This is a genomic window from Brevibacillus porteri (assembly GCF_003013475.1).
GTDB lineage: Bacteria > Bacillota > Bacilli > Brevibacillales > Brevibacillaceae > Brevibacillus > Brevibacillus porteri.
The window spans coordinates 144,957-162,745 of sequence record NZ_PXZO01000010.1 but is presented as its reverse complement, the minus strand read 5'-3'; the positions used below and the strand labels follow the sequence as shown (position 1 = coordinate 162,745).

15 protein-coding genes are annotated in these 17,789 nt (G+C 47.5%); 8 read left to right on the top strand and 7 right to left on the bottom strand.

The annotated features are described in order from the left end of the window. Positions 1–54: 54 nt before the first annotated feature. The 5 genes from C7R92_RS07715 to C7R92_RS07695 all read right to left on the bottom strand — a co-directional run bounded on the left by C7R92_RS07715 (position 55) and on the right by C7R92_RS07695 (position 6,555). Positions 55–1,764 carry a hypothetical protein gene (locus C7R92_RS07715; RefSeq protein WP_106833790.1) on the bottom strand — a complete coding sequence of 570 codons (1,710 nt, stop codon included), beginning with the start codon at positions 1,762–1,764 and terminating at the stop codon, positions 55–57. A gap of 178 nt (positions 1,765–1,942) precedes the next feature. Next, complete coding sequence (locus C7R92_RS07710) at positions 1,943–2,608, bottom strand: ankyrin repeat domain-containing protein (protein ID WP_106833848.1); 666 nt, start codon at positions 2,606–2,608, stop codon at positions 1,943–1,945. Positions 2,609–2,708: 100 nt separating this feature from the next. Further along, positions 2,709–4,181, bottom strand: a complete 1,473-nt coding sequence (locus C7R92_RS07705; protein ID WP_106833789.1) for an S-layer homology domain-containing protein — start codon at positions 4,179–4,181, stop codon at positions 2,709–2,711. A gap of 199 nt (positions 4,182–4,380) precedes the next feature. Continuing rightward, entirely contained in the window at positions 4,381–5,076 is a 696-nt protein-coding gene (locus tag C7R92_RS07700; RefSeq protein ID WP_069847003.1) for a response regulator transcription factor, read from the bottom strand. A gap of 15 nt (positions 5,077–5,091) precedes the next feature. Beyond that, positions 5,092–6,555, bottom strand: a complete 1,464-nt coding sequence (locus C7R92_RS07695; RefSeq protein WP_208636188.1) for a sensor histidine kinase — start codon at positions 6,553–6,555, stop codon at positions 5,092–5,094. A gap of 170 nt (positions 6,556–6,725) precedes the next feature. Between C7R92_RS07695 and C7R92_RS07690 the strand changes: the two genes are divergently transcribed. From C7R92_RS07690 to C7R92_RS07675, 3 genes are all read left to right on the top strand, one after another. Then, positions 6,726–7,523: a carbon-nitrogen hydrolase family protein gene (locus C7R92_RS07690; protein ID WP_106833787.1), complete on the top strand. Its 798-nt coding sequence runs from the start codon at positions 6,726–6,728 to the stop codon at positions 7,521–7,523. Between the two features lie 108 nt (positions 7,524–7,631). Next, positions 7,632–7,880 (top strand): hypothetical protein, encoded by a 249-nt coding sequence (locus C7R92_RS07685; RefSeq protein ID WP_069846996.1) that lies wholly within the window; start codon positions 7,632–7,634, stop codon positions 7,878–7,880. A gap of 710 nt (positions 7,881–8,590) precedes the next feature. Further along, positions 8,591–9,979 (top strand): L-cystine transporter, encoded by a 1,389-nt coding sequence (locus C7R92_RS07675; RefSeq protein WP_106833786.1) that lies wholly within the window; start codon positions 8,591–8,593, stop codon positions 9,977–9,979. A gap of 66 nt (positions 9,980–10,045) precedes the next feature. On the opposite strand, the gene C7R92_RS07670 is transcribed toward C7R92_RS07675, so the two are convergent. Next, entirely contained in the window at positions 10,046–10,633 is a 588-nt protein-coding gene (locus tag C7R92_RS07670) for a TetR/AcrR family transcriptional regulator (RefSeq protein WP_069846990.1), read from the bottom strand. A 144-nt stretch (positions 10,634–10,777) separates the two neighbouring features. On the opposite strand from C7R92_RS07670, the gene C7R92_RS07665 reads away from it, so the two are divergent. Next, positions 10,778–11,890, top strand: a complete 1,113-nt coding sequence (locus C7R92_RS07665; protein WP_106833785.1) for an alpha/beta fold hydrolase — start codon at positions 10,778–10,780, stop codon at positions 11,888–11,890. Positions 11,891–11,971: 81 nt separating this feature from the next. On the opposite strand, the gene C7R92_RS07660 is transcribed toward C7R92_RS07665, so the two are convergent. Further along, on the bottom strand, positions 11,972–13,603 hold the full coding sequence (locus C7R92_RS07660) for a peptide ABC transporter substrate-binding protein (RefSeq protein ID WP_069846986.1): 1,632 nt from the start codon (positions 13,601–13,603) through the stop codon (positions 11,972–11,974). 224 nt (positions 13,604–13,827) lie between these two features. Here C7R92_RS07660 and C7R92_RS07655 point away from each other — a divergent pair, with 224 nt between their 5' ends. The 4 genes from C7R92_RS07655 to C7R92_RS07640 all read left to right on the top strand — a co-directional run bounded on the left by C7R92_RS07655 (position 13,828) and on the right by C7R92_RS07640 (position 17,330). After that, the gene (locus tag C7R92_RS07655) at positions 13,828–14,382 is read left to right on the top strand and encodes a hypothetical protein (RefSeq protein WP_106833784.1); all 555 of its coding nucleotides are present in this window, start codon (positions 13,828–13,830) and stop codon (positions 14,380–14,382) included. 237 nt (positions 14,383–14,619) lie between these two features. Then, the gene (locus tag C7R92_RS07650; RefSeq protein WP_106833783.1) at positions 14,620–15,075 is read left to right on the top strand and encodes a MarR family winged helix-turn-helix transcriptional regulator; all 456 of its coding nucleotides are present in this window, start codon (positions 14,620–14,622) and stop codon (positions 15,073–15,075) included. Positions 15,076–15,114: 39 nt separating this feature from the next. Continuing rightward, the gene (locus C7R92_RS07645; RefSeq protein WP_106833782.1) at positions 15,115–15,930 is read left to right on the top strand and encodes an SDR family oxidoreductase; all 816 of its coding nucleotides are present in this window, start codon (positions 15,115–15,117) and stop codon (positions 15,928–15,930) included. A gap of 95 nt (positions 15,931–16,025) precedes the next feature. Beyond that, positions 16,026–17,330, top strand: a complete 1,305-nt coding sequence (locus C7R92_RS07640; RefSeq protein WP_106833781.1) for a hypothetical protein — start codon at positions 16,026–16,028, stop codon at positions 17,328–17,330. Positions 17,331–17,789 lie beyond the last annotated feature (459 nt).

The window sequence follows — 17,789 nt, the reverse complement described above, 5'->3', positions numbered from 1 at the left end:
AACGAAGAGAGGATACAGGCGACTGGAAAACATGTGGCATGGCTTCTCCCGACCTCAACAGTTGGAGGTGAATCTTTCATTTTTAGTAGGGTTCAGATAGTATGCCCGAATCTCCTCCAGCGTTTTTCTAGCAGGCTGCACGAATTCGCGGTCCCAATCTTCCGGAGGGGAATCCAGCGAGATGCCCTTTTCTTGCAAAGTTCGAAACAGCTCCTTATCCGCTTGCGTAGGTATCCACCACGTGTAGACGGGATTCGTTTTGCCATTGAGAAACGATTCGAACATAAATTTCACATAGGTAGCTGTAGAGAGTTCGCCGTAATTGACGTCGAATTCAGGCTCGGGTGCCGGATAATCCTCTGGATAGCGGAACGGGCCAAAGTGAATGGAAATACCGAGAAAGCCGACAGGTGGAATGTTGTTTCCATACCCCGGAAGGGAGAACGGCAGATCGGCTGCGAAGTGCAGACGAATCATGACGGAGTTGATGAATTGCCGTTCGAAGAAACTTTCTTTTTGCCAAATGCCGAGTTCTCGTGAAAGCGTATCCCAGTGAATAATGGACGTATTGTGCGCGAGCCAGAAGGAGGACGACATCTGTTCAAACGTTTTGTAAAATTCCTCGTCGTGATTATGGAATGGATCGATCATGTCGAACAGGCTGAAGCACCCGTGTTTTCTCCTCCATTTTTGCGCGATGATCAGAAAATCAATCAATCGTTGGATTCGCAGCTCGGGGCTGCTCTCATTATTGGCAAACAGATACGTAGCTTCTATCAAATCGGCAGTGAAGTTGCCGTTAACAAAATCCCAGTAATTGATTTCACCAGCTTCTACGCGTTCTTCATTAATCCGATTCGTGTCCGTTTCCCATCGCGCAAAGGTGGTGACATCAATGCCGAAATAAAGCTCAGGCAAGAGATCGCCAAAAATATGGAACCGATAAGGGCTGGATTGCTGGAACCAAGTTTTAATGAAGTCCAAGCGAGAAGAGGGAGACACGACTGCGGCCCGCTCCACATAGCTCGTTTTGGCAACGGTTGACTCGAATTCTTCAACGGATGAGGCGATCGCCACGAAAGGGGCTGCTGAGGTCAAGAAGTCCACTCCGTCTTCGTCGTTGTCGTATTGCACAATCATGTGCTGGAAGGTTGCTTCAGCCAAGGGAGATAACACGAGCTGATTCCAACGATGTGCGGTTGTATCGTCAATAGCGCCGATGACGACGACGGGTTTGTCTGATTCCCCGCGAAAAGAAATAGAGGCACCGTTTTGGACGAAGATCTTGTTTTGGCAGCGTACGTTGATGGAGGTACCTGCTTCAAAGCTGATTGAAGTCCCAGCAGTTATGATGGCATCCTCTGGTCCAATCATGTACGGACCATTTTCTACGGTAAATTCCTCCGATTGATGGATGATCCCCGATAGGCGTTTGTACTTATCCACGTGCAGTTGATAGATGTGCTGCGGGTCTGGATCAGGCCCAATCGTCAGTTGCACGTAGTAAAGACCATCCTCCTCCGGAAAAAAAGGAAGGATGATGGGGGCGTTCGGACTATATTCAGCTTCTGCGAGTTTGGTTCGATGGATGTCATAGATTCTGAGGGTAGTCAAAGGATGCGTCAGGTTACTCATATGGATTTCAATAGCGTCTGTAGAAGCAAGAAAGAGCTTGTACATCTCCACCTTGGCTTCAAGGTTAGGAGAAGCTTTTCGGATGCGTTTGTCCGTTTCCAAAATAGTTGTAAACGAGCTGACGGTCATGTAAAACAGGCTCCAATCAAAATGGTATAGGCATAATGGAATAGTCCACTAGTAATTGACGCCTGAATATAGAAAAAGTTTTGAGTTTAGCGGGGTCTTTTGGTCTAGAAAATAAGAAAAAGGATAGGGGTCAGGTGATTTCTGACGATCCTATCCTTCTTCATATGGGAGAAATTCTTTATTTACCGCCCGCCTGCGTGAGCATTTCAATCATTTCTTTGTAGCCATGCTTCTTCGCATGCCCGAGAGGCGTTACGCCATCGTGATCAGCGAGATTGACAGTTGCTTTGTGCTCGATCAGGAGCTTCACGATTTCCTGATGCTTCTTGCCACCATCGCCCAAAATCACTGCTTCTAAGAGAGCGGTCCAGCCCAATCTGTTGACGTGATCAATGTTGATATCAGAGGTGGTGAGCAGTTCCTTGACGATCTCGACATGTCCACGATCAGCTGCTGGAATCAAAGCCGTTCCGCCAAAACGGTTCGTAATGGTCGTGTCGGCACCTGCTGCTATCGAGGCTTTTACGAATGCGAGCTGGCCTGCTGCGCTTGCGAAGAGCAGGGGATTGTCTAAGTTGTTGTCTCGGATGTTGATGTTGGCGCCGTGTGTAACCAACAAGTTGAAAATGTCGAGTTGAGCAGTGTGGACCGCGATCATCGCAGAGGTGCGGCCCCTACTATCGGTAGCGTCAATATCCGCCCCCTCTGCAAGCAGCCTCTCAATCGCTGCTTTGTCTCCTTGACTGGTTGCTGTCAATAAGGCTTGATTTAGCTTATCCATTTCAACTTTCACCGCCTGGGTTGCTTGCTGCTCGCCACTCGCTAAAAGGGTATTCCAATTCATCTCACACCCAGTCAGAGCAATGGCGATCGTCATAAGACCAATACGCAGTATAGCGAGCCCACATCTTTCTGTTGATTTGGATACCTGCATCACACAAAGACTACCCCACTGTCAGCTCAGCAGAAGATTTGCCAGCCCAATCGCCGACAGGTGTTACCGTGTATGTGGTACCTGCTTTCAGTTTACCATCCTGCTGGATGTCAAACACGCCTGTGGTACCTTTGCGGCTGGAATATTTGTACGTCGCCAGCAGTTTTTCTCCGTCTGCACTAGTGAGTTCTACGCTGCGTCCGGAGAACAGCTCGTCTCCCGGGTCCTCTGTCAGGGTAATGGTGATAGAAGTTTCACTAGCTGCTTTAGCTTCGCTGATTTCGAGTGGAGCGATTTCTTTTGCGACGAAGGTAGGATTCCCGATATTCGCCCAGTCGGACGTAATGGTATACGTAACGCCCGGAGTCAGGACTTGGCCTTCTGGGAGACGGAATTTAATTTCTTGCTTGCCGTCTGTTGATTGTGTGAAAGGCACGTATTTCGCTACGATTGGTTGTCCGCCTTCCGGTGTAATGGTCACTTGTCTTGCTTGCATGGAAGGAATGATTTGATACGTTTTGCCGTCTGCACTGTTGTTTTGATCCAGCACCAATGCATTTGCTCCACGTCCGCCGCTGTAGGCAGAGATGATGTATCCGTAATCAAGGACACCATTTGCACGCAAGGACTCGACTTCAAACGTGTCGTTTGTTACTTGTCGTACTTCCGTCATGTCGATCTTGGTTGCGTTGCCTTGGAAGGTGCCCGCCTTTTTCCCTTTGTAAGTCAGCTCGTAGGTGATTCCTGGTTTTTGAACCGAGGTCGGCACAATGTAAGTATTGGTAGAACCCGTTTTCAGACGCGGCATGTTAGTCAGTGTCAGACCTTCGCTGAAGACAAAGTCTTCTTTTGCTTTTGCAAATGCTTCGTTTTCTGTGGTCAACGGAGCGTCGAAGGTCACAATCAATGTAATTTCGTTCAAGGCTTGTACATTCGTGATGCTCGCTTTGTCAGAAGGCATCGCCTGACGAGCCGTATTCAACAGATAAGCGGCTTCGCCGCGAGTAGCGGTGCTGTCTGCTGATAAGAAGCGTTCTGCCCAGTAGTTAACGGACTTCGCATCGCGCTTGAGCGCTTTTGCAACGACTTGAGTGAGCTCAGCATCCGTCACAGTTCCACGCGGATCGAACTTGCCATCTTTAGCTTGCATAATATCAAGAGATACCAGGTCAACCGCGTATTTGTAGAACCAATCATTTGTTTTCACATCCGTGAAGGTTACGGATTTATCTGTTTTGCCGCCTTGCAAACCAAATGTGTGCGAGACCATTTTTGCCAGTTCAGCGCGCGTAACTTGATTGTGAGCGTTGGAGTTGCTTTGCATCACTTGCAGCTTGGCGAGCTCACTAACCGCTTTTTGAATTTCTTGTGCACTCAGGGGAGTGGAAGCTGCTTGTACGTTCAGTACAGCGTAAGGAAGGGATGCTGTGCCCAAAACAGTGGCGAGCATCATGATTGCAATTTTATTGGAAAACTTTCTCATCGGTTGGTCCTCCTTTAGAGTCAGTTGTTACTTGATTACCTATAGGATAGACGAGAGACCTAAACTGCCAAGAAACAAGAGATTAATAGAATCTAAAAAAGTTCTTAAAAAAAGATAAAAAACCCCCAGATTTGACGTAGAGCGGAAAATCCGTCCTCGTTTTCGCTGAAGGTTTTTGTAATGATCATGGTGTTCACGCTTAGACAGTAAATCGGTAACCGGCACCCCAGACCGTCTCGATATACTGCGGGTTGGACGGATCGACTTCGATCTTTTCACGCAGCTTGCGAATGTGCACCGTAACGGTCGCGATATCTCCGCTGGAATCCATGCCCCAGATTCGTTCGAACAGCTCATTTTTGTTAAAAACTCGATTCGGGTGGGTTGCTAGAAATTCAAGCAGATTGAATTCTCTTGTCGTGAAAATGACTTCCTGATTGCGTACATAGACTCTTCGGGATACTTTGTCGATGACGAGACCGCGAATGTGAATCTCTGCGTTCGATGGTTGAGGTTGTCGGGCTGTCAAACGCTCGTATCTTGTCAGATGGGCTTTGGCTCTGGCTACTAATTCGCTTGGGCTAAACGGCTTTGTAATATAGTCATCGGCACCGAGATTAAAGGCGCGGATTTTATCGATCTCTTCTTTTTTGGCGGAGACGATCAGGATCGGCACTTCCTTGACTTGTCTGATCTGGCTGCACAATTCGAAGCCGTCCATGCCCGGAAGCTGCAAATCAACGATGATCAAACTGTAGTCGCCATTGATTGCAAGCGGCAAGCCCTCGTTGCCAGTGTGGCATAAATCGACCTGAAAGCCGTTCAGTTCAAAATAATCTCGCTCCAGCTGAGCGATGGTCGTCTCATCTTCAATGATGAGGATGCGTGAAGACATGGGAATGTGCACCTCCTATTGTTTGTGGGTACGTTTTAACGTAAAGAACAGGCTGGTACCTGCCCCTTGCTTGCTCTCCACCCAGATGGTGCCACCGTGACCCTCGACGATCTGGCGCGCGATGGAGAGTCCGAGACCGCTACCGCCCGTGGCAGAATTACGGGATTGCTCCACCCGATAAAAGCGTTCGAACAGGTGAGGAATGGCTTCTTGCGGGATACCGATGCCGTTGTCTTTTATTTCAATGGTCGCCCATTGGTCGTCCGCTTGAACCGAGACGTAGATGATTTTCTCAGGTTTATCCATGTATTTTTGCGAGTTGCCAATAATGTTTAAGACAGTGCGCTTGATTTTTTCCAGATCGGCGATGACCAGGGTGCCTTCGGCTGTACGCTTATTCCACTGAATCGTAATGCCCTTCTTTTCCAGATCGTAGTGTAGCTCGTCGATACAATCATCCAAAAACCGCACGATATCTACATGTTCAAACGTAAAGGGGACTTGTTTCAGATCGAGCTTGGAGTAGAGAAACAGCTCATCGACGAGCATGTCGAGGTCTACTGCTTTGGAGTAAATGATGTTCACGTACTTGTCCATTTTCTCTGGGGTATCAGCTACACCATCGCGGATTCCCTCGATGTAGCCTTTAATATTGGTAATCGGTGTACGCAAATCATGCGAGATGTTGGAAATCAATTCTTTGCGACTTTCTTCGTCCGCAAGGCGCAGCTGCACGGATTCCTGCAATCGTTTGCGCATGTTTTCGAACGCTTCGTTCAGTTGTCCAATCTCGTCCTTCGTGTGCAGATGAAGCTCAAAGTCCAGATTGCCTTCCTTGATGTACTCAGCCGAATTGCGCAGTAAATCAAGCGGCTTGACGACGCTGCGGGTAATCCAGCGGTACAACAAGACGTTTGCAATGACAATGACGCCGAGGAGGAGGAACACGAGAATCGGCAGCAGTTTGCGGATAACCTCACCAAATGGACTGCGTTCGCGGATTACAAAGACACTGCCTTTTGCGCCATCTGAAAACTTGAAGTCAAACTTGGCATACGCATAAAATCTTTCTCCGATGTTGAACGTGTTGCGAATCTGGTTGTTGTTCAAGTCATAGGGGGGCAAGCTGTTTTCCAGCTCGGGCTGATTGATGGTTGGGGAGGCAAAGACTTGATTACTCTCCCTGCGGACATACAGGCCGGCTCGTACCGTTTTAAGCTTGAAATCGTAATCGGCAAGCAGCTCCTGGTTTTGCAACTGATCCGGCTCATTCTTGGCGAGATATTTCAATTCAAGGAAAATATTCTCTTCTTGTTCAGTCAGCGGATTGAGCTGATAATGCACTTTATAAAAGTCGCGAAAGCTGTTAATATCGCCTGTCGCCGCAATTGTAAATAGGCTGGCGGCTACGAAAAACGTCAGCAAGCTGATTACTAGCATCCCTGTGTAAGAGAGCAGCAGCTTGATACGGATGGACATGGACTCACCTACTTTCGATAGGGTGAAAATAAATAGGCAAGATGACAAGTCCATTATATACAAGACGTCCAGCTGGTAAAGCATAATTACTTGGAACTCGGTCAAAATCAGTTATACTAGCAAGTAAGAAAACGAGAGCTTTGGATGAATGGAAAGGACGGGGGATACTCATGAAAGTAGCAATTGCCCAACTTACAGCGACGATGGATAAGACGCAAAATTTGCAAAAAGCAGCCGATTACATCGCAAAAGCAAAAGTAGCAGGGGCAGATTTTGTAATCTTGCCTGAAATGTACAGTGCACCTGCCACGCCAAAATCAGGGGTAACGCCAGCAGAGGTAGCGGAAAAGCTGGATGGTCCATTTGTCTCTGGCTTGGCAGAGCTTGCTCGGGAGCATGGAGTTTATGTGGTTTGCGGTGTGTTTGAATCGATCGAGAATGATGAAAACCGCGCTTACAATACGACTGTTTTTCTAGGCCGTGAAGGACAGCTGCTGCATACGTACCGCAAGACACATTTGTACGATGCCTTTTCCTACACAGAATCGGACTTCATCGCGCCTGGGGATAATCCGTATCAAGTGGTGGAAACGGAATTCGGCAAAATCGGGCTGATGGTTTGCTACGAGGTGCGCTTCCCGGAAATCGCGAGACAGTTTGCGCTCCAAGGTGCCGATATTTTGTTTGTGCCAGCAGGCTGGGTAGCCGGAGCGATGAAAGAGGATCACTGGGAGACGCTGGTTCGTGCGCGTGCCATTGAAAACACGATGTTTGTATGTGCGGCTGATCAGGTCGGAAATATTTTTGCCGGACGGAGCATGTTCGTCGATCCGATGGGGGTCGTGATCGCCAGTGCTGGGGAAGAAGAAACATTATTGATCACAGAACTGGATGTCAGTCGGATTGAACGAGTACGGGGCAAATTGCCAAGCGTAGCCAACCGCCGCGCGGAACTGTATACGAATTAAATGCCTATGCACACTTTCTCTTTTGTTCAATATGATGGTAATAGATAACTAGTCATTATTTTGGACCTTATGTAAGCGTCACCATCATGAGAGAGGGAGTGTGTACGAATGTTCTGGTTCGTATGGGCTGTCGTCGGTGTGGTCGTTTGGTGGGCAATGAGTAGGATCTGTTCAGGAAAAGCGGCAGGATCAGGCTGGTGGGCTTCGCTCATTGCTGCTCTTTTGGGTAGCTGGCTGGGCGATTTGGTACTGGGTGATTGGCTGTGGATGTGGGCCGGCTTCAACGTCATTGCCGGAGTCATTGGTGCGGTCGTCGTTACTTGGCTGTGGTGTTTGGTGGTGAAGCAGCTGAAATAAGAAAATATGGTTGTTCGACAAACAAACCAGGAGTCGTCCAAAGGGCGGTTCCTGGTTTTCTTATGTTGAGCTGTAGTGGAGAGAAGAATATTTCCAGACTAGGCTCCGTGCTCCGTCCCTCGGGAAGGTTGGACTGTCCGCTCCGAAGGGATTAACGGGGAACCGCAAAAGTGGTAGCCGCTTCGTCGCAGGGGCACGGTTGCGTTTCTATTGCCCGCTAATCCCTTCTCCGCTCGGTAGGACTCCACAAGTCGCTACGTCTGGAAATATTCTTCTCTGTCGTAACGGAGTACGTTCTTCATTCTTTTAAAGCTTTTAAAAATCGAATAACTCTAACAGCTAGTAGAGGAAACAGGAGAAAACAGCGAAGATCTTTGGTACACCGACCGAGACGCAATGCGAAAAGCGAAACACGTCTTAAGCGTCCACCTCTGAAATAACTTCGAGGAAGAGACCACTTTGGACGCGGTTTCGCTTTTTGCATGGAGTCGGGAAGTCAATCCCACAGCGGGTGGGACAAGAAGCTGAGCGTTTTCTCCTGTTTCCTCCCCACCACTACAGTTGGACAAGGTTTTTAAGACGTTATGTAAGACAGTTTGGAATAATACAAAAACAATTCATACTTGACCAGTAGGGATTGTTGGTAATATAACTATATTTATACCGAATACAATAATGAGAGGTACATAAAACGAAAGGGAGGGGAATATATGTCGACGTTACTGATCATCGTAAACATTGTTTTGTTGCTCTTATTCATTGCTGGATTGTATGCCATGCAAAAGAAGCATATTTCTTTTTCCAAGCGGGTATTTGTTGGTCTCGGACTCGGGATTTTATTTGGACTCATTTTGCAATACGTATACGGAGCCAAATCGGACGTACTTAAATCCACCATCGAATGGTACAACATTGTAGGTAAAGGCTATGTGAAGCTGCTTCAAATGATCGTAATGCCACTGGTATTCATCTCTATTTTATCGGCTTTCACCAAAATGAAATTAACTAATAACATTGGAAAAATCAGTACGCTGATTATCGGACTTTTGGTAGGAACGACTGCTGTCGCGGCAGCGATCGGGATTTCGACTACCTTGGCATTTAATCTCGACGGGGCACAATTCCAGCAAGGGGATGCGGAAGCGGCTCGGATTGAACAGGTGGAGCAGCGCTTGGGTGATATCCAGAACTTGAGCATGCCAGCCAAAATTCTGGAACTGCTTCCTGCGAATCCTTTCCTTGATCTGACTGGAGATCGGGCGACTTCTACGATTGCCGTCGTGATTTTCTCTGCGATTATCGGGGTTGCCTATTTAGGGGTAAAACGCAAAAATCCGGAGCAAGCTGAATTGTTCGCGAAAATTGTGGATACATTCCATACGATTACAATGCGTGTCGTGACTTTGATCTTGCGCCTGACGCCATATGGTGTACTGGCAATCATGATCAGAGTAGCAGCTACCAGCGATTACAATGCCATCTGGCAGCTGGGCAAGTTCGTTGTCGCTTCGTATGTGGCGATGATCATCATGTTTATCATCCATCTGTTGCTGTTGACGTTTGCAGGATTGAATCCAATCACCTATGTGAAAAAAGCATTCCCTGTCCTGACGTTTGCCTTCACTTCGCGTACCAGCGCGGGCGCGTTGCCGCTGAATGTAAAAACGCAGCAAAGCATGGGTGTTCCTGAGGGAATTGCCAACTTCGCAGGCTCCTTTGGACTCTCTATCGGACAAAACGGCTGCGCAGGGACGTATCCGGCCATGCTGGCCATCATGGTAGCACCAGTCGCAGGAATAGATCCGCTGACACCATCGTTCATCCTGACGCTGATCGCAGTAGTGGCACTCAGCTCCTTCGGGGTTGCAGGTGTTGGGGGCGGAGCGACCTTTGCAGCACTGCTCGTTTTGTCCACGATGAATTTGCCGATTGCAATTGTCGGTCTGCTCATTTCCGTTGAGCCGTTGATTGACATGGGCCGCACAGCGCTCAACGTAAGCGGAAGCATGACGTCCGGACTCTTGACGAGCCGAGTGACAAAAGAGCTGGATACAAAAGTATACAACGGCACAGAGCACCAATCGTCTGTGACTGTATAAAAAAGGAACCCGGTTGTACTGCCTCTGTGGCAGATTGCATCCGGGTTTTTCTGTATGCAAAATGTCTCATGAATGTGTTCCGATACTCGGATGACCGTTTTGTACCCATTCAAAAATGTACTGTTGCATGGTGCTGGCCAATTGAATCGCGCCCATGTCTTTTTCATTTTGCAGCGTCCAGTTTAAAAGCACCATGGCATTTGCAACGTAGAGCTTGGCCAGATAGTCAACCGAGACAGTTGGTGAAGACAGTGCCTTGTCCAAGTAAGAATAGCAGGCGTGGTATAAGATGAGCTCAACCTCTTTGCTCAAATCAGCGGAGGGAACATGCACGTTTAGCAGCGTGGCAATTTCCGTTTTATTCGCCGCGGTCAGATCGATGATCATTTCAATAACTTTTGCCACGTTGCCACGTTGGATGGACACGAAGCGACGCGCCATTTCTTTTTGAAAAAAGTCGGCCTGATACTTGACCATTTTTTCCAGCAGGTCGTACTTATCCGTATAGTGGCTGTAAAAAGTGGACTTGCTGGTGAGTGAGCGGGTACAAATATCCTTGATCGTAATTTGACTGAAATCTTTTTCCTTCAGCAGACTGACGAGCGCGCTTGCAATGCTTTTTTTGGTCTTATAGACGCGAACATCTTCATTCATCCAGTCAATCTCCTTTTAAAAGTCGCTTTTCGAACCATCAGCGTGCATATCGTCCGATTTCGTACGAATGAAGTGTTTTTGCTTATGGTTCGTTCAAGGTAGTCCCTATACGATGGGCTTGTAACCGATCAGAGGAGGGATACCATGTTTAAAATGTACGTGGACAACGAACAGTTCAATTTGCAAATCAATCGTTTTATCCATGACTACTATGAGGAAGATGAACGGACCAGCAGCGATTTGAAAACGATCGTTCCAAGATTGACAGATGCAGAAAGCTGGTATGAGGCTTGGAGAGAACATGCTGTCATGCGGGAAGATAAGCAGGATTACGATCTGGCTTCCGCCTATTATCAAGCAGCGGAATTTTATTTGCTGCCATCAGATCCGAACAAAGAGATAATGTACCAGAAATACCGCGAGACGTTTTATAAGGGATTCCATGATTTTGACTATGAATCCTTTCAAATTCCTTATGAAAATTCTTATTTGCCAGCGATCAGATTGTTCACGCCTGGTGCTACCAAAACCTTGCTAGTATTCGGGGGCTATGATTCCTACATGGAAGAACTCGTGAAGATGATGAGATTTTTGAGAGGGACTGGTTACCATATTATTGTGTTTGATGGTCCTGGACAAGGAACCGCACTAAAAAATGGGCTGAAATTCATTCATAGCTGGGAGAAGCCGATTGCGGCAGTCATTGACTACTTTCAGTTAAAGAGAGTCAGCGTGCTGGGAGGCTCATGGGGCGGATATTTGGCAATGAGAGCGGCCGCTTTTGAAAAACGGATCGATAAAGTGATTGCCTTCAATATTTTCTATTGCGGCCTCGATGCGCTGAAAATACGGATGCCGGATGAACTGTGGAAGAAGCTGACTGCCCTGTTGGCTACGGATGAAGCCGAGCAGGTCAATGCGATGTTTGAAAAAATGATGGAGGCAAGCATTGACGTGAAGTGGAAAATCACAAAAGGCATGGAAAACACAGGGGAGACAACGCCATTTGGCCTCTTGAAAAACTTTGAGAAGCATACGATGGAAGGGATTGGTGCATTGATCAACCAGGATGTATTGCTCCTGGCAGGGGAGGAGGATCAGTACGTTCCCATCAGCCGTCTGCCGCAAATTCAGCGGGAACTGTGCAATGCAGCGTCGATTACAACGAAAGTCTTTACCAGGGAAACGGGAGGCGAGCAGCATTGTCAGGCTGGGGCTCGTCATCTGGCATTTGATGAAATGAAAAAGTTTTTGTAAGAAAATGTGTACCGAAACAGAGCAACAGGCTGTACCGTCTGCGAAGGACTGGTACAGCCTGTTGTTCATGTTGCGTCGTTCTTATTTATTGACGGATGTGTACTTGAAGTACGCCCCACCGAGCGGGAAGATGATGAAATCTTTCACTTTGTCGTTCTTCACATACGGGCTTCCCCGGAAGTTGATCGGAGCGAGCGGCATTTCGTCCATCAAAATCGTTTCTGCGTCCAGCAAAATTTGCTTGCGCTTGTCGAGGTCAGGCTCGTTGTAGCTCTTGTCGATCAGCTCTTTGAACTTGGCATTTTCCCAATCCGGGTGGTTGTTTCCGCCCGTTTTGTCGCGGAACATCTCCAGGAAGTTGATCGGGTCGTTGAAGTCTGCACCCCATTGGAAGCGGATCATGTCAAAGTTGGCTTGCGATCTCATGTCGCGGTACACCTTCAGCTCCGCTGTGTACAGCTTCACGTCGACGCCGAGTGCTTTTTTCCACTGATCTTGCAGGGCTTCGGCCAGCTTTTTGTTGGTATCATTCGTGTCAAAGGTGTAAGTGACAGTCGGGAAGGTCGAGAGTCCGAGCTCCTTCATGCCTTCTTCCAGCAGTGCTTTGGCTTTCGCCTGGTCTTCTTTAAAGTAGCCGTCTGCTTTTAATCCCATGGAAGTCGGTACCCAACCATAGGCGGCTGGAACACCCGTCTGCAAAATATTGTCGATGATTTCCTGACGGTTGATGGCATAAGCGAAGGCTTGGCGAATTTTTTTGTTGTTGAATGGTGGTTTATTTGTATTAAAAACAACGGATTGTGTGCCTGGATTATCCGCGACCATCAGCTTGCCCGCATCTTTGAGTGTAGGGATTGCGTCGGTCGGAAGTGTGGAGGCAGGATAGCCGCCCCAGTCGATGTCGCCATTTTCGAACATCGAGAACGCAGTATTGTTGTCCTCGATCATAGCGATTTCAATCTGGTCGAGCTTGACGTTGTTCTTATCCCAGTAGTTCGGATTTTTCGTAAAGACGATTCTGCTTTTGTGCTCCCACTTGTCCATAATGAATGGACCATTTCCCACGATTGTTTTCGCTTCATTCGCCCATTTCGGGTTTCCTTCCAGCGTTTTTTGATGCAGCGGGAAGAGGGTCGGGAAGAAGGTTAGCTCACGGAAAAAGGGAGTCGGTGACTTCAGGTTGAACTCGACGGTGTAGTCGTCTACAGCCTTGACGCCTACATCCTCTGCTTTGCCTTTCCCCGTATTGTACTCCTCTCCTCCTTTAATGTAGTAAAGCTGATAGGCGTACTCGGACGCTGTTTTCGGATCGAGGTTGCGCTTGATCGCATAGACGAAATCATGGGCGGTGACAGGATCTCCGTTGCTCCATTTGGCGTCCTTGCGAATTTTGAAGGTGTAGTTCATGTAATCCGGCGAGTTGGTGAAGCTCTCAGCCGTAGCATTGACGAGTTGACCATTCAGGTCATAGCTGGTCAAACCTTCAAAGGCAGCGTAAATCATGTCAAACGAATCCGCGTCGACGGCGATCCCAGGGTCCATCGAAGGCGGCTCGCTGTTGATGCTCCATTTTAACACCATCGGCTCTGTTTTTGTCGCTTCTGCAGGTGTAGTGGAGCCAGTGGGTTCAGCAGGTGCGGAAGAGTTCGAGCACCCCGCTAGTACCCCGAAAAGCAAGGTAAGACAGGTTGCAATTGCCAGTCCCTTTTTCATAAATACCCCCCTTTAAAATGATAGAAAACGTATATTCAGAATATTTGTTTGCGTTTTCGATAGCAAAGGAATTTTTTTAGTTTCTCGATAAAAAATATTTACTTAGGTTATTGATAGATACGTATAGCGGTATGGAATTAATTGACTTTTCTTAAAGATTTACTTGTTTTAAAGTAAATGGTATATTTTGGTAGATGTTAATGATAGGAGAGGTGGGAATCACTATGTTCAAGAAAATGGTTTTTTCAGCATTAAGTGTAGCCGTATTTTCTGCAGTGTTAACGTCTCCGATTCAAGCCACTAGTGTTGGTGGGCAGAAAGAACAATCATTAGTTTCTGCCAGATGGAGCTCGGATGAGGAATGGATTCGTAAGTCTGCTGCTGTTCCAGCAGGGTGGGTCGTCATTCGTGAAGACCTAGGTTCCAAGCTCATTAAAAATACAGCAGGTGCTCCATATGGTACAGAATTAAGAGTTAGTAAATATTCTCCCGTTCCAGCAGGATGGGTAGTTTTACGAGATGAAGTAGCTGGTCGGGTGATCAAATATGTAATAGGAGCATCTTATCGTACGGAGTTCAATGTGACGAAGTTCTCTCCCATTCCAACTGGATGGGTTGTATCACGAGAAAATTATGATAGCAAAACGATCATGAATGTCGTTGGAGCTCCTTATGGAACCAGATTATTAGTAAGTAAATATTCACCTGTTCCACCAGGCTGGATTTACGAGGGACAAGTGGCTAATGGTAAGTACATTAAAAACTTGAATCGTTACTAGTCGTATAAAACATAAATCTTCGAACTCAACTTAATAAGAGAAAACTTTTCATAGAGAAAGAACTGATGGATAAGGTGTATATACCCATCAGTTCTTTTTAATTCTATTTAACCCGATTTTAGTTTCTCGACAAAAAATATTTACTCGCGGAATGAAAAAGTATTGTCCATTGACAAAAAAATACAGATGGATTACATTTCAAATTGTTAAGCGCTTAACTAAATAAGGGGGGAGAGTATGGCAGATGATCTCGAAACGTATGTAAAACAGCCCCCTTTACGGACAAAAGCATTCTTTTCCTTGGTAGACGCCACCGCAGATTTGGTGGGACTCTCAGAAAAATATTGGCATGCAAAAGGCATGAACGGTGCAAGAATCCGACTATTGGTAGAGATCGCGAAGCATGGTGACAGTATCCTGCCTTCACGCTTGGCAGCGTGCATTGGAGTGACGAAGGCCAACATTAGTCTTTTGCTTGCACCATTGGAAACAGACGGTCTGATACACCGGGCTCCCCATCCCAAAGACGGCAGAAAATCCGTAATCTCACTGACGGAAGCAGGTAAACAGCTTCTTTTCGAGCACCTTCCGGGGAATCGCCAGATAATTGCAGAGGGGCTAAGAGGACTGGAGGAGCAGGAGCTGCATCAACTGATATTTTTATTAGAGAAAATAAGGCAAAGTGTGAGATGAACTTTGAGCCACAGGGGAAAAGGGGGGAAAAGCAAAAGCATGGCCATTCTCATCACAGGAGCAACGGGCAAACTAGGGAGCTTGATTATCGAACAGCTTTTGAAAAGGGTGGAAAGAGAACGCCTCATTGCCTGTGTGCGCCGACTGGACAAAGCGACACGGCTAAGAGAGTTGGGAATTGAGGTAAGACAGGCGGATTATGATGACCCTCTGTCTCTGGAGCGCTCTTTTGCGGACGGCACGAAGCTTTTGTTTATTTCCAGCCCACACACTGATGATACCGTTCGTGTACGACAGCATAGTCATGTCATAGAAGCGGCGAAAAAAGCAAATATCACTCACGTGGTGTATACCAGCTTTGCCTTTTTGGAAAAAGCAAATATCTCGCTCACGCATCTCCATATGGCAACGGAACACGCCATTCGCACGACAGGGATACCGTATACGTTTCTGCGGAATGGACTTTACAGTGATGTGATTGCGGCATTTGGTATTCAGCAGGCAATCGAAACAGGAGAGCTCCTTACATACCCTGGCAAGTGGAGCTTTCATACAGTGACACGCGAGGATCTTTCATTGGCTGCTGCCACTGTCATCAGCACAGAGGGGCACGAAAATCAGACTTACGAGCTTACGGCTTCCCGAGCTTGGAATTTCGCAGAGCTGGCTGAAGTGTTGACGGCACATACAGACAAATCTATCAGGCATCGGGAGGACCCTGTTGCAGAAAGTTGGCTGTATCGCTTCTTGATGCAAATTGATACGAGCAGCACGACGACGGATTTGGAGAGAATCATCGGCAAGCCCACTGCTTCACTCGAACAAATGGTTATGCAAATCATGGAGCAAGCGTAGTACAGCATGCTTGGCATCCAGTAGACAAAGAGAACGGCACATGATATGAATGAGGAAAAGGTGTCGATCATGACCAGGTAGGAGAAAACGCCCTTATGTATAGAATCGGTGTTGTAGGACCGTTTCCTTCGGTGGAGCGGATACTGGCGGTTGCCAATGAGTTTGAGCATGAGATCGAATTTGTTCCTTTTCGTTATGAAGATGTACGGGATGTGAGTAAAATCGTTCTGGAGCATCATCCAGAATTAAACGGATGGTTTTTCTCAGGTCCGATTCCGTTTACCATCGCCAAAAACGTGCTCAGCCCGGATGCCAATCTCGTGTATTGCCCACCGAACGGTTCGAATCTGTATCGTTGCTTCATCCAGATGTCGATTGATCAAAAGACTGCGGTAAACCGTGTCTCCATTGATATGATTGACTCGGAAGGATTGCATTTGAGCGAGGCGATGTCGGAGCTGGACATACCTGATGAGGAGATTTATGTCAGTATGTATGACGAGAATTTTGACTTGGATGCGATCACGCAGTTTCATGTATCGCTCTGGCGTGAAGGCAAGACACAAGGAGCGTTCACCACATTTTCTGTGGTTGAACATGCGCTGCGCGAGGAAGGCATTCCTGTCTATCGTGTCCTGATGACGAAAATGGAGATTCGTCAGGCAATGAAAATCGTCATTGAAAAGGTGAAAAGCTCCTATTTCAAGGATACACAAATTGGGGTAGAGATCATTGAGCTGGAGCAGTTTGACAAGATTCCCGAGCGGACTAGCACGCGCTTTTACTTGCAGCATCTGGAGCTGAAGATCAGACAAATTCTGCTTGCGCTCTGCGATAGGCTGGATGGCTCTCTGCTGGCAAATGGCAACGGACGCTACCAGATTTTTAGCTCGCGTGGTGCGATTCAACGAGAGATTGAAATGCTACGACTTACAGTGGAACAGCTCTCTTTGGAGGCAGAGGTTCCGGTTGCAGTAGGTGTGGGCTTTGGAGATACAGCATTTTCTGCGGAAAACAATGCGCGAAAAGCAATCCAGCACGCAAAAGAACGACCGGGGGCGGGCATTGTCGTCGTACAGGATAATGGCGTCATGATGGAATCGGTGGGAGAAACAGAGGAGCTCGCCTATTCGTTCCGCTCCAGTGATCGCGAGCTGTTGGAAAAGCTGAACCGAGCCAATGTAAGTGTCAAATCATATCATAAGCTGCGTGCGTTGGTTCAGCGTATGGGCTGGAATTCGTTTTCGACGACGGATATCGCTTCGCATTTGTCGATGACGGTACGGAATGCACAGCGAATCATGGGCAGCTTGTGCGAAGTAAATTTGGCCGAGTTCAGCGGGGAAGAGCAGCAGGCTGTACGTGGACGACCGAAGAAGCTTTATCAGCTTAAAAAATGAGGGCACCCGACGTGATGTTCGGGTGTTTTTTCATTATGGGGCTGCGGTGAAGAGAAGAATATTTCCAGTCTAGGCTCCAGGCTTCGTCCTGCTGGGGGTTAGACTGCCCGCAAATCCCTTCTCCGCTCGGTAGGACTCCACAAGTCGCTACGTCTGGAAATATTCTTCTCTGTCGTAACTGCTGACATTCTTCAATCTTTTAGGGCTTTTAAAAATCGGATTCACACTGAAAGCTCGTAGAGGAAACAGGAGAAATAAGCGAAGATCTTAGGGACATCGACCGAGACTCCATACAAAAAGCGAAACACGCTCTTAAGCGTCCACCTCTGAGATACATCCTGAGTGGACCACTTTGAACGCGGTTTCGCTTTTTGCATGGAGTCGTGCAGTCAATCCCCCAGGGGGTGGCCCTAGAAGCTGAGCGTTTTCTCCTGTTTCCTCCCCACCACAACAGCCGGG